This is a genomic window from Methylophaga sp. (assembly GCF_030651745.1).
The window spans coordinates 1-12,035 of the sequence record NZ_JAUSCC010000125.1; the positions used below are offsets into that span (position 1 = coordinate 1).

At 44.1% G+C, this 12,035-nt stretch carries 14 protein-coding genes; 12 read left to right on the top strand and 2 right to left on the bottom strand.

Going from position 1 to position 12,035, the window contains the following annotated elements; genetic code table 11:
• The coding region (locus Q7V21_RS14555) for a nuclear transport factor 2 family protein (RefSeq protein ID WP_304917972.1) at positions 1-570 on the bottom strand (570 nt) is incomplete at its 3' end.
• Positions 571-711: 141 nt separating this feature from the next.
• Here Q7V21_RS14555 and Q7V21_RS14560 point away from each other — a divergent pair.
• The 8 genes from Q7V21_RS14560 to Q7V21_RS14595 are packed head-to-tail and all read left to right on the top strand — an operon-like array spanning position 712 to position 8,563.
• Complete coding sequence (locus Q7V21_RS14560; protein WP_304917973.1) at positions 712-1,644, top strand: acyl-CoA desaturase; 933 nt, start codon at positions 712-714, stop codon at positions 1,642-1,644.
• Entirely contained in the window at positions 1,641-2,903 is a 1,263-nt protein-coding gene (locus Q7V21_RS14565; RefSeq protein WP_304917974.1) for an NAD(P)/FAD-dependent oxidoreductase, read from the top strand. Before Q7V21_RS14560 ends, Q7V21_RS14565 begins: the two co-directional genes overlap by 4 nt.
• A complete protein-coding gene (locus tag Q7V21_RS14570) occupies positions 2,893-3,681 on the top strand; it encodes a DUF1365 domain-containing protein (protein ID WP_304917975.1) in 789 nt (262 codons plus the stop codon). The genes Q7V21_RS14565 and Q7V21_RS14570 overlap by 11 nt, the downstream gene beginning before the upstream one ends.
• Positions 3,678-4,940: a cyclopropane-fatty-acyl-phospholipid synthase family protein gene (locus tag Q7V21_RS14575; protein WP_304917976.1), complete on the top strand. Its 1,263-nt coding sequence runs from the start codon at positions 3,678-3,680 to the stop codon at positions 4,938-4,940. Before Q7V21_RS14570 ends, Q7V21_RS14575 begins: the two co-directional genes overlap by 4 nt.
• Positions 4,933-5,475 carry a DUF2878 domain-containing protein gene (locus Q7V21_RS14580; RefSeq protein ID WP_304917977.1) on the top strand — a complete coding sequence of 181 codons (543 nt, stop codon included), beginning with the start codon at positions 4,933-4,935 and terminating at the stop codon, positions 5,473-5,475. Before Q7V21_RS14575 ends, Q7V21_RS14580 begins: the two co-directional genes overlap by 8 nt.
• Entirely contained in the window at positions 5,462-6,226 is a 765-nt protein-coding gene (locus Q7V21_RS14585) for a DUF1295 domain-containing protein (protein WP_304917978.1), read from the top strand. The genes Q7V21_RS14580 and Q7V21_RS14585 overlap by 14 nt, the downstream gene beginning before the upstream one ends.
• The gene (locus Q7V21_RS14590) at positions 6,223-7,257 is read left to right on the top strand and encodes a cyclopropane-fatty-acyl-phospholipid synthase family protein (RefSeq protein ID WP_304917979.1); all 1,035 of its coding nucleotides are present in this window, start codon (positions 6,223-6,225) and stop codon (positions 7,255-7,257) included. The genes Q7V21_RS14585 and Q7V21_RS14590 overlap by 4 nt, the downstream gene beginning before the upstream one ends.
• 4 nt (positions 7,258-7,261) lie before the next feature.
• Positions 7,262-8,563, top strand: coding sequence for a HAMP domain-containing sensor histidine kinase (locus Q7V21_RS14595; RefSeq protein ID WP_304917980.1), 1,302 nt, complete (start codon positions 7,262-7,264; stop codon positions 8,561-8,563).
• A 7-nt stretch (positions 8,564-8,570) separates the two neighbouring features.
• On the opposite strand, the gene Q7V21_RS14600 is transcribed toward Q7V21_RS14595, so the two are convergent.
• Positions 8,571-9,269: a response regulator transcription factor gene (locus tag Q7V21_RS14600; protein WP_304917981.1), complete on the bottom strand. Its 699-nt coding sequence runs from the start codon at positions 9,267-9,269 to the stop codon at positions 8,571-8,573.
• A 159-nt stretch (positions 9,270-9,428) separates the two neighbouring features.
• Between Q7V21_RS14600 and Q7V21_RS14605 the strand changes: the two genes are divergently transcribed.
• From Q7V21_RS14605 to Q7V21_RS14620, 4 genes are all read left to right on the top strand, one after another.
• A complete protein-coding gene (locus tag Q7V21_RS14605) occupies positions 9,429-9,641 on the top strand; it encodes a bacterioferritin-associated ferredoxin (protein ID WP_304917982.1) in 213 nt (70 codons plus the stop codon).
• A gap of 277 nt (positions 9,642-9,918) precedes the next feature.
• Positions 9,919-10,398, top strand: a complete 480-nt coding sequence (gene bfr, locus Q7V21_RS14610; protein WP_304917983.1) for a bacterioferritin — start codon at positions 9,919-9,921, stop codon at positions 10,396-10,398.
• 209 nt (positions 10,399-10,607) lie between these two features.
• Positions 10,608-11,606 carry an NAD(P)-dependent alcohol dehydrogenase gene (locus Q7V21_RS14615; protein WP_304917984.1) on the top strand — a complete coding sequence of 333 codons (999 nt, stop codon included), beginning with the start codon at positions 10,608-10,610 and terminating at the stop codon, positions 11,604-11,606.
• A gap of 195 nt (positions 11,607-11,801) precedes the next feature.
• Positions 11,802-12,035: hypothetical protein (locus Q7V21_RS14620; protein WP_304917985.1), on the top strand; the 234-nt coding region annotated here is incomplete at its 3' end.

A 12,035-nucleotide genomic window follows, 5' to 3' on the forward strand; every position in this document is an offset into this window, starting at 1 on the left:
TAATTGATTCCGGATTTTTCTCAGCGAATAACCAATAATTGGCAGATATTGATAAAAGCCATCAACGCCATCCCAAAAATCCTGATGCAGGATAATTTTGCCATCCTTATCAAAGCGTAATTGACTGATGCCTATCGATTCACTATCTATTTTTTTACCCATAACTGAAAACTGCATTCGCATCACCCAGCGTACATAGACATCCTGTTTACTTAGCGCGATATCCTCAATCTGCACCTCAAGACGTTCCACTTGTTGGCCAGTCTGCTGCATGTATTCAATCAACTCGTTTCTATCGGTGATGGTGCGGAAGGTGTCGTTGAAATAGAGGGTTTCGGCGTAGGTTTCGTTAATAATGGATGCCACATCGCCGTGCTGGACCTGATTGAATACCTCAATAAAACCTTTTACAGCTTCGGCATCGTTTAACGGGGCAGAACCCTCGACAGAGAGAGCTTTTCGATAATCGTCTAGATAGGCGCTTTGCATAGTGCTACCGCTACAGGCTGTTAATAACATTAAAAACGGTAATAACCACGATAACCTCGGTTGATTGCTTTTTCTGAGCATGGTGACTTTTCCGTTTCACTATTTGGCGTAGTTCATCAAAACGTATCGCTTGTGAAAACGGGGTGAAGAGTGCTTAGCAATTCTTCACATGCAATTCACGCTTTGCTGACTAAGCTCATCACATCGAAAAAGAGATACTTCATGAAATCAATTCGAAAATGGTTTGACAATGGTGAGACCAATTTTTCCGCTGAGTCTGTTTATACTGAAGATGCCGGCATTGACTGGCTGAGAGTAGTCCCGTTCATTGTGTTGCATCTGGCTTGTCTGGCGGTATTGGTTGTTGGCGTTTCTACGGTGGCGGTTGTTACTGCTGTTGTTTTATATCTGGTCAGAATGTTTGCCATTACTGCGTTTTATCACCGGTATTTTGCACATAAATCCTTTAAAACTTCGCGCCCAGTACAGTTTTTGTTTGCGTTAATAGGTGCAAGTGCCACTCAACGTGGGCCATTATGGTGGGCTGCCCATCATCGGCAACATCATCGTCACGCTGATCAGGCAGCCGATCCGCATTCGCCAAAACAGGGTTTTTTATGGAGTCATATGGGGTGGTTTTTGTCAGGCAAACATTACCGGGCAGATTATAAGTTGGTTCCGGATTGGCAACGTTTTGCCGAATTACGTTGGCTGGATCGCTTTGATCTGATGGTTCCGGTTTTGCTGGCGATAGTATTATTTATCAGTGGAGTTTTGCTGGAGAAATTTGCTCCGGGCCTCGGCACTAACGGTTGGCAAATGCTGGTGTGGGGGTATTTTATTTCAACGGTGGTGTTATTGCATGCCACGCTGCTTATCAATTCCCTGGCACATCGTGTCGGGAAAAAACGTTATCAAACCGGCGATGAGAGTCGCAATAATTTTGTTCTGGCATTGCTTACACTTGGCGAGGGCTGGCACAACAATCACCATCATTATCCGGTTTCTGCCAGACAAGGATTTTATTGGTGGGAAGTCGATTTCAGCTATTACGTTTTAAAACTTATGCGGAAGTCTGGACTGATATGGGACGTTAAAACTGTTCCACTGCACAAACGTGAAAGCAAGAAGATCCTGTCAGAGGCATCTGTATGAAAATTGCAGTTGTCGGGGCCGGTATTTCCGGTTTAACTTCGGCGTATTACCTGGCAAAACGCCACGAGGTGACGGTATTTGAAGCCAGTAATTACCTGGGGGGGCACACCGATACGCATTCAGTTGAAGTTGCTGGCAAAACTTTTAATGTGGATACCGGCTTCATCGTTTTTAACGAACAAAATTACCCCAACTTCAGCCAGCTTTTAGCTGAACTAGGCGTGGATAGTCAGCCGACAGCAATGAGCTTTAGTGTCAGCAATGCCAAGTCAGGTTTGGAATATAACGCAACTGATTTGAATAAATTATTCTGTCAGCGACGTAATTTGTTTAACCCACGCTTTTATCGAATGCTCTGGGATCTGGTGCGCTTTTATCGTGAAGCGCCTTCATTGTTAAACGAAGACGATGATGGTTTAACGCTAGGCCAATATCTGACGATCAATAATTACAGTGATATTTTCATTAACGATCATTTGCTGCCGATGGCCTGTGCCTTGTGGTCGGGGCCGAGTCTGTCAGTGGTCGATTTCCCGGCACATTATTTTATTCGTTTTATGCATAACCATCGTATGTTATCGCTGACAAATCGGCCTCAATGGCGGGTGGTTAAAGGTGGTTCCAAATCCTATGTTGATGCGCTGGTGAGAAGGAGCGATGCCGAATTTATAACGGGTTCGCCGGTGCACCGTATCGAGCGACACCAACATGGTGTAACCCTGACGGTAAATGGTGAAAAACGTCATTTTGATAAAGTCATTATTGCGGCTCATGCTGATCAGGCATTACGTATGCTGGATCAGCCCAGTGAAACGGAAGTTGCTGTGTTGGGCGGTATAGGCTTTCAGGAAAATGAAATGCATCTGCATACCGATAAAAAATTACTGCCCAAAAATCCTCAGGCATGGGCCAGCTGGAATGTGCGGGTCGGCGCTGAACTGCAGCAGCAATGTACGGTGAGTTATCACATGAATACGCTGCAAAGTCTGAATTCTTCTGAGCAGCTGATTGTTTCACTGAACTCAGAATATTTAATCGATCCGAAAAAAGTGCTGGTGCATCGTCGTTATGCCCATCCAATTTATAACCTGTCGACCTTGAATGCCCAGCGTCGCTGGCATGAAGTAACGGATTTACAGCATACCTTTTATTGTGGTGCATATTGGGGTTGGGGGTTTCATGAAGACGGTGTAAAAAGTGCCCTGCGGGTTATTGATGCGCTTGAACATTCTCAGCAAGGGGTTGCTGATGTTGCCTGATGGTATTTATCGCGGCTGGGTGCATCATCAGCGGCATTTGCCGAAGAACCATGAGTTTCAGTATCCATTAGCCATGCTGATGCTCGATCTGGATGAGTTGCAGACACATTTTAAACGCTCACGATTCTGGTCTTTGGAACGATTCAATCTGATTAGTTTTTATCGCAAGGATTATCTGCAATCCGAACAGGCTGATTTGAAACAGGCGGTTGTGGAATTAATCCAGCAACGCAGTGGTGAATCATTCTCCGGCAAAGTAAAGATCCTTACCCATCCCCGATATCTGGGGTTTATTTTTAATCCGGTGACATTTTATTTCTGTTTCGAGCAGGAGCAACTCGCGTTTATTGTCGCTGAAATTAACAATACACCGTGGAATGAGCGCTATGCCTATGTGCTGAAAGTTGATCAGCAGAAAACTCAACCATGGAGTTTTGATTTTGATAAGCAATTCCATATCTCACCGTTTATGCCGATGGATATTCAGTATCAATGGCGTTTTCAGTTGGATAACGATGCCATCAATATCAATATGGTGTTATTGCGTGAGGGTGAACGGCAGTTTGATGCGACGCTACATGCGGATTTTCAGCCGATGACTGCCAAGTCCATGCGCTGGTTACCGATTCGTTATCCACTGCAGACACTCAGGGTAGTGCTTCGTATTTACTGGCAGGCATTACGCTTATGGGGAAAACATACCCCATCATTCAGTCATCCGGATCAACAAGCTGAAATTGTGACCCAACCCGTTATATCTCAGGGAGATGATAAATGAGTAAATCGGCCATTATTGAAACGCAAAATGGCAAAATCAGCCGGTTGTCGAAACTCTATGAAAAAGCGGTTATCCGTCAACTGAGCAGAATTCAGAAAGGCTGTATTCATTTACATACAGCAGGTGAAGTTTATGAATTGGGTGACTCTCACGCCGATTTGTCAGTCACGTTGACTGTCTATGATCGGCAATTTTTTGAGTCTGTTGTACAAGGCGGTAGTGTCGGTGCAGCAGAGTCGTATATGCAGGGTGACTGGCATTGCAGCGATTTAACGGCTTTGGTACGAATTCTGGTACGTAATCAGTCATTGACCGATGAGCTGGAACAAGGCTTTGCCAGAATTACCGGTGCCTTACTTAAAGGTTTTCATTGGCTCAATCGCAATAGTCGAAGTGGCAGTCGCAAAAATATTGCGGCACATTACGATTTGGGTAATTCGTTATTTGAATTGTTTCTTGATAAAGACTGGATGATGTATTCCTCGGGACTTTATTACACCGGCAATGAAACACTGGAAACCGCGCAACAGCAAAAACTGGCGAGATTGTGTGACAAGCTGGATTTACAACCGACAGATCATCTACTGGAAATTGGCACTGGCTGGGGTGGTTGCGCATTATTTGCTGCGCAACATTATGGTTGCAAAGTCACCACCACAACGATTTCCAGACAGCAATATGACTATGCTGTGCAACGGGTGAATAAAGCGGGTCTGTCCAATCAAATAACGGTTTTGCTAGACGATTACCGCGATCTGCAAGGGCAATATGACAAGCTGATTTCGATTGAGATGGTTGAAGCCGTTGGTCATCACTATATCGATAATTACTTTCAGCGTTGTGCCGACTTATTAACCCCAGACGGCTTAGCCATTATTCAAGCGATTACACTGGAAGATCATCGCTATAAACAAGCGGTCAAATCTGTCGATTTTATTAAGCGTTATATTTTCCCTGGCAGTTTTATCCCCAGTGTCACTGTGCTGAGTAATGCGGCGGCAAAAGCCAAACTCAAGCTCACCAGTCTGGAAGATATCGGACCAAGTTATGCCATAACGTTGGCAACCTGGCGTGAACGTTTTATGGGCTCATTAGATAAAGTCCGTGCTATGGGCTATCCAGATTCGTTTATTCGAATGTGGGAGTTTTATCTGTGTTACTGCGAAGGTGGTTTTGCTGAACGCAGTATCAGTGACGTGCATTTGTTATTCAGTAAAGCCGATAATCGCCGAGCGCAGTGGTGTCCAGCGTATGCCTGATCGGCTGACTATCCTTAATTTTGTACTGTTTCAAATCGGTTGGTTTGTCTGCGTTTTAAGTGGCGCCGCCCAGTTAAACTCACCGGCAGTGATATTTACTGCTGTTTTTTTGATCATTCATTTCCGCTTTTATCCCTGGAAACAGACGGATTACAAATTGGTGCTGGCGGCGATTTTGATTGGTTTGGTGCTCGATTCAAGCTGGTCCGCCTGGAGTTTAATGACGTATCAGGCACAAACAATTGAGCCAATTGCGCCATGGTGGATTTGGTGTTTATGGATCAACTTTGCCTTAACGCTTAATCATTCAATGTCATGGTTATTAAAACGTCGTTTGCTGGCAGGACTCTTTTCAGCTATTGCCAGTCCGGTTTCCTATTACGCTGGCAGTCGCTTGGGGGCATTGGATTGGCTGCAACCTGAAATACTGATTGTAGTTCTTGCGATCAGCTGGGGACTGGCCATTCCATTATTAATGACGCTGGCAATGCATTGGCGTCACCAAGAATCGGTAAAACAACATGCTGTGGTTTAGTCTTTTTATTGTATCTCTGGTTATGTTAGGTGGCTGGTTTTGGCAGCTACGCAGTAAAAATGCCGGCATTGTCGATGTGTTATGGGCATTTTCACTGAGCTTTTTAGCCTTATTTCATTTGCTGACCAGTGATGGCTATCTGCCATTAAGCATCCTTGCCGCCATGATTATGCTGCTGTGGTATTTGAGATTAGGCCTTCATCTTGCCCGACGCGTATTGGGTGAAGATGAAGATGGCCGCTATAAATATCTGCGCCAATACTGGGGTAGTAAAACCAGTTTTTATCATTTTTTCTTTTTTCAGTTTCAGGCACTGCTGGCCTGGGGATTTGCTATTCCGGTGTGGTTTATCTGTCAGGGCCAGATTGAATCTTTGGGTATTGCCCAGTATGCCGGTCTGCTGGTTGCCATCATTGCGATTACCGGGGTAACGATTGCCGATAACCAATTAGCCGATTTCAAAACCGATCCCGATAACAAAGGTGAAGTCTGTGATACTGGCTTGTGGAAATATTCCAGACATCCCAATTACTTTTTTGAGTGGTTGCACTGGTTTGCCTATCCATTAATGGCGATTGGTATCGAACACGCAGCATGGCTATGGCTTGCACCGCTGGTGATGCTGTTATTTCTGTATTTCATTACCGGCATACCTTATACCGAACAACAGGCGATCCGCAGTCGTGGTGAAAAGTATCGCCGTTATCAACAAACAACCAGTGCATTTATTCCCTGGAGGAAAAAAACATGAGTTTGATCACTATCGCCGAAAAAGGCTTGGTCCCCGATCTGTTAATACGGGTCGGTATACGCAAGTTACTCAAACAGCGTCTTCATGATGAAAATGCCTATGATCCGGAGGCGGCCAGTGAAATCAAAAACCAATGCATCGAGATGTTGCGTAACAGCCCGATTGCGATAGAAACCCAGGCCGCCAATGAACAGCATTACGAAGTTCCGGCCGAGTTCTATCAGTTGGCTTTGGGTAAACATTTGAAATACAGCGGTTGCTGGTGGGATGACTACACGTTGAATCTGGATCAGGCCGAAAAAGCTATGCTTGAGGTGTATATCGAACGTGGTGATTTCAAAAATGGTCAGGATATTCTTGAGTTAGGCTGTGGTTGGGGCTCATTGACGCTTTATCTGGCCCAGCGTTTCCCGTATTCGCGGATTACTGGCGTATCGAATTCAAACTCACAGCGTGAATACATTGAAAAGCAAGCGTTTGCTCGTGGCTTAACCAATATTCACATTATTACCTGTGATGTGAATGAGCTGGAACTTGATACACAATATGATCGAATCATGTCGATTGAAATGTTTGAACATATGCGTAATTACCAGCAACTGCTGGATAAAGTCAGCCGCTGGCTGAATGCTGAAGGCAAACTGTTTGTGCATATTTTCTGTCATCGCAGTGTGGTGTATCCGTTTGAAACCGAGGGTGATGACAATTGGATGGGCCGTTATTTCTTTACCGGTGGACTGATGCCTTCTGCCGATACTTTGTTGCATTTTCAGGATGCATTGCAAATTGAAAAACAATGGCTGGTAAACGGTCAGCATTACCAGAAAACAGCCGAAGCCTGGCTGGACAACACCGATAAAAATGCTAAGCAGATTAAAGCGTTATTTGATAAAACCTATGGTGAAGGCGAGGGCGCTATCTGGTTACAACGCTGGCGACTGTTCTTTATGGCCTGTGCCGAGTTATTCGGTTATCGTGATGGTACCGAGTGGTTGGTGACACATTATTTATTCTCCAAACGGGTAAACTGAGGTAATGGCTAAATCCAATACCAATCTACAAGCTAAGCTGGTTAAGGTCTTTCTGATACAGATTGCCTTAATCAGCCTGGTGGCTATCGCCGGAGTTTATGCCGCGAAAGCGACGTTAGAGGATGTATTGGTACGTGCGGCACTGGAAGGTGAGGCACAACATTTCTGGGATATGCGCTCCGAAGATCCCACCTTTCCTTTACCTAACACCATGAATCTCAAAGCGTATATGGCTGAGATGGATGACTTTTCAGACTTACCCACGGCTTTACAGGATCTCGGACCAGGCTTGCAGCGTGCTGAGTTGGCAGGGCAGCAACCGATTGTATATGTCGAGGATAAAGGCAACCGTCGTCTGTATCTGATTTTCGATGAAGTGAAAGTTTCACGATTGGCGCTGGTGTTTGGCTTATTACCACTGGGATTGGTGTTGATCGTGCTTTATCTGTTGGCTTGGATTGCTTATCGACAGTCACATAAAGCGGTTTCTCCGATTATGAAATTGTCACGGGCCGTGAATGATGTCGATTTTCGTGAGGGGAATTTCCCTCAGCTGGATCTCGATGACTTACGCAATATCCCGGATGATGAAGTCTCCAGTCTGGTTCGGGCTTTGGATGAATTCACTAATCGCTTGGAACAGTTTGTTGAACGTGAACGCAATTTTACCCGCGATGTCAGTCATGAATTACGCACGCCGATAGCTGTTATCCGTGGTGCATTGGAGCTGGTAGAACGTAAGTACGGTGATCAGGCGGTAACAGAAATGAACCGTATGTATCGCACGCTGATGGATATGGAATCGCTGATTGAAACCTTGCTGTTGCTGGCAAGAGAACAGATCGAAGCATTACCGCTACGCGAAGTGACAGTCAATGATTTGATTGCTGCTGAACTGGATAACCTGCGAATGATTCATCAGGACAAACCGATTACCGTTAATGTTGAAGAGTCAGGCATTTTAGTGGTGCTGGCTGCGGAACGTGTGTTGCCGATTCTGATTGGCAACCTGCTGCGCAATGCTTTCAACTACACACTGCGGGGTAATATCACAGTGTCTATTCGGTCCGATGGATTTTCAGTAGCGGATAGTGGGATCGGTATGGATAGAGAGCAAATACAGAAAGTGTTTAAACCGTTTTTCCGTGCCGATGATAAACAGCAGGCTACAGGTTATGGGATCGGCATGACCATTGTGAAACGTTTATGCAACCGTTATGAATGGAACCTGCGTTTATCCAGCAAGATGGGTGAGGGTACCGAGGTCAGTGTGCATTTCCCCAAAGCTCAGTTTCGCAGTCGTTGATTAACCCTTAAAGATCTTCTTCTCTGCAGAGCTTATAACCAACGCCCGGTAGGGTATGCATAAGCTGATGCTGGAACGGTTTATCCAGGCTTTTCCGCAGGTTATACAGATGACTGCGGAGCGTATCGCTATCTGGTGCATCATCACCCCAGACTTCAGCTTCCAGACGTTCACGACTGACAATCTTTGGCGATTCGCGCATCAGAATTCGCAAAATATGTAGGGTGATTGGAGACAGTTTGATCACCTTATCGCCCCGCATCACACGCATCGTATCCAAATCATAGCTAAGATCGGCAACAGTTAACTTTCCGCCTTCAAGCTCACCACGCTGGCGTCTGATCATCGCGATCAGCCGTGCTTCCAGTTCACGCATTTCAAATGGTTTAATCAGATAATCATCTGCGCCCAAATCAAAACCGTTCACTTTATCGTTGATGGTATCTCGGGCTGTCAACATGATGATGGGCGTCTGAATATGCATTTCCTGACGCAATCTGCGACAGACTTCAAAACCATCTATGCCTGGTAACATGATATCCAGCACAATAGCGTCGTAGTGGTGTTCCTCACATAACTGTAATGCGGTAATGCCATCACTTGCAAAATCCACAGTAAATCCGCCAACTTCGAGATAATCCCCAACATTGGCAGCTAAATCACGGTGATCTTCTACAATTAATACGGTTGCTGATATGGCTTTCATACAATTCTCTAACGCTTGGTACAGCAACGTTACGATGTAAATGCATTCATCGCAACAAAGAATTTCGGGAATTTCTCCCAAAAAATGGCTAAAGGTGTTTGACTAAATAAATAACAATCATTATCATTTACATCAACGTTAAACAACGGGGGGTTTTTGATGATAGTTTGTGTATGCAACAACGTGAATGTAGATAAGGTAAAAGCATCTATTGATGCTGGTGCTGCCACGCTGGAAGCTATCCGTGAAACCACCGGAGCAGCAGCCTGCTGTGGTAAATGCCAGTTTAGGGTGAATAGTGTATTACAACAACATGCTCCTCACTCCTATGAACAGGATAGCTATCTGGTTGGTAAAACGGTAAACGCCTAGCGCTATTGTTGCGCATATAACAAATTTGTTTAAACTCCGAATTCATCAACAATCCCCCCAAATTTGATTCCCCTGATTTTTATGGGTTTTTTGACTGTTCATCAAGTCACTAATTTATTTAGCATTAATGGTTAATCATCATTACCTCTCCCTCAATGGAACATAATGCAGATGATAATTGTTATCATTTGCCTTTAATATCAATAACTTATCTTTGACTTTTGATTTTTATCAACGATAATCGTCTACATCAGATTTAGGAATAAGGGAGAATCCAATGAAAGGCGATAAAAAAGTTATTGAGTTATTGAATAAAGTTTTGGGTAATGAGCTGGTAGCCATTAACCAATATTTTCTACATGCCAAAATGTACAAGGATTGGGGTCTGAAAAATCTGTACGAACATGAATATCATGAATCTATTGATGAAATGAAACATGCCGATGCACTGACGGAACGTGTTTTATTTCTGGAAGGTTTACCAAATCTGCAGGATCTTGGCCCATTACGCATCGGTGAAAATACCCGCGAAATGCTTGAAGCTGATCTGTCATTGGAAATGGATGCTATTCCGGATTTGAAAGAAGGCATTCAATACTGCGAACAGATTGCTGATTATGTCACTCGTGATTTATTCAAGAAAATTCTGGAATCAGAAGAAGAACACGTTGACTGGCTGGAAACTCAATTAAGTCTGATTGATAAAATGGGTATTGAAAACTTCCATCAAGCGCAAATTGTTAAAGAAGCCGATTAAAACCTAAGCTTCTCAATATAAAAGCCCTGTCAGCTTAGCTGATGGGGCTTTTTTTATTTCAGTTGTTATTGAATCGGTGAAAGTCTAATCAACATATGAGGTTATTGAATATCTATCGGCATAGTTTGCCATTTTCAGATAATCAACAGCGCGTATCAGCAATACAATGGTCGCACCACTATCTTTTGCTGACAGATTAAGGACACCTGATGATTAATGCTTATGCTGCACTGGAAGCTGGGGCCAAACTTACCCCCTACCAATATGAGCCCGGCCCGCTTGGAGAACATGAAGTTGAGATTGATGTTCAGTATTGCGGCATTTGTCATAGCGATATCAGCATAATTGATAATGATTGGGGAATGTCTGCTTATCCCGTAGTTGCCGGGCATGAAGTTGTCGGAACCGTGAGTCAGCTTGGTGCTGCTGTAACTAACCTGAAAATCGGCCAAACCGTTGGTTTAGGCTGGTATGCAGATTATTGTGAAACCTGTGAACAATGCCATAACGGCGATGAAAATATCTGTCCTGAGTTAACCCCCACGATAGTCGGCCACCATGGTGGCTTTGCCGATAAGGTTCGGGCAAATGCCAATAGTGTTATTCAATTGCCTGAACATATTGATCTTAAATCTGTAGGACCACTGCTTTGTGGCGGGCTGACGGTATTCAATCCACTGGTCCAATTTGATATTAAACCGACTGATAAAGTGGGGGTTATCGGCATCGGTGGGCTAGGTCATATTGCATTGCAATTTCTTAAGGCTTGGGGCTGTGAGGTCACCGCATTTACCAGCAAATCCAAATTACAGGAAGCACTGGATATGGGAGCCCAGCATAGTGTGGACTCACGCGATCAAACCGCTATGGCAGATTTGCCCAGAAAATTCGATATGATCCTTTCTACCGTCAATGTCAAACTTGACTGGAATCTATACCTGAGTAAGTTAAAACCCAGAGGTCGGCTGCATTTTGTTGGTGCCACCATGGAGCCGTTAGATATCAGAGTGTTTAATCTTACAGAAGCACAAAGAAGCATCTCCGGCTCAGACACCGGCAGCATGCAAACCTGCAGTAAAATGCTGGAATTTGCACAGCGTCACCAAGTGAAACCGGTCATAGAGATCTATCCGTTTGAGCAGATTAATGAAGCGATTGAAAAACTACGGAAAGGCGATGTGCGTTATCGGATTGTTCTGGAACGTTAACAATTGAAAACAACAGATTTATGTTGAGCACATACTATGGCTTTAGGAGGTATTACTCGAAGATAAAAAATCAAAGATCCTAATTGTTTTGTTGATATTAAGTATGAAATGTAGTTATTAAAATACATAAAATACTGTTAGATTTAATCACGCTTACCGCTGATACAATTCAGATTTTTGAAAGGGAAGTCGAAAATGATCTTGAAAAATACCTTTAGTGCTTTAGTAATGTTTACAGCCGCAGTATTAATACTAGCTTATCAAACATCAGTACAGGCAAAGCCATTAATTGATCAACGTTATTCAGATAATGGTGATGGCACGATAACCGATACGAAGACCAATCTTATTTGGCAGCGTTGCAGTCTAGGCCAAACTTGGACAGGTGAAACCTGTGCAGGATATGCCGAAGGTTATAACTGGCCGTCA

What these genes read in the sequence shown, in the direction of transcription:
- Q7V21_RS14560 (WP_304917973.1), top strand. Translation starts at nt 712, where the DNA reads ATGAAATCAATTCGAAAATGGTTTGACAATGGTGAGACCAATTTTTCC.
- Q7V21_RS14565 (WP_304917974.1), top strand. Translation starts at nt 1,641, where the DNA reads ATGAAAATTGCAGTTGTCGGGGCCGGTATTTCCGGTTTAACTTCGGCG.
- Q7V21_RS14570 (WP_304917975.1), top strand. Translation starts at nt 2,893, where the DNA reads ATGTTGCCTGATGGTATTTATCGCGGCTGGGTGCATCATCAGCGGCAT.
- Q7V21_RS14575 (WP_304917976.1), top strand. Translation starts at nt 3,678, where the DNA reads ATGAGTAAATCGGCCATTATTGAAACGCAAAATGGCAAAATCAGCCGG.
- Q7V21_RS14580 (WP_304917977.1), top strand. Translation starts at nt 4,933, where the DNA reads ATGCCTGATCGGCTGACTATCCTTAATTTTGTACTGTTTCAAATCGGT.
- Q7V21_RS14585 (WP_304917978.1), top strand. Translation starts at nt 5,462, where the DNA reads ATGCTGTGGTTTAGTCTTTTTATTGTATCTCTGGTTATGTTAGGTGGC.
- Q7V21_RS14590 (WP_304917979.1), top strand. Translation starts at nt 6,223, where the DNA reads ATGAGTTTGATCACTATCGCCGAAAAAGGCTTGGTCCCCGATCTGTTA.
- Q7V21_RS14595 (WP_304917980.1), top strand. Translation starts at nt 7,262, where the DNA reads ATGGCTAAATCCAATACCAATCTACAAGCTAAGCTGGTTAAGGTCTTT.
- Q7V21_RS14600 (WP_304917981.1), bottom strand. Translation starts at nt 9,269, where the DNA reads ATGAAAGCCATATCAGCAACCGTATTAATTGTAGAAGATCACCGTGAT.
- Q7V21_RS14605 (WP_304917982.1), top strand. Translation starts at nt 9,429, where the DNA reads ATGATAGTTTGTGTATGCAACAACGTGAATGTAGATAAGGTAAAAGCA.
- bfr (WP_304917983.1), top strand. Translation starts at nt 9,919, where the DNA reads ATGAAAGGCGATAAAAAAGTTATTGAGTTATTGAATAAAGTTTTGGGT.
- Q7V21_RS14615 (WP_304917984.1), top strand. Translation starts at nt 10,608, where the DNA reads ATGATTAATGCTTATGCTGCACTGGAAGCTGGGGCCAAACTTACCCCC.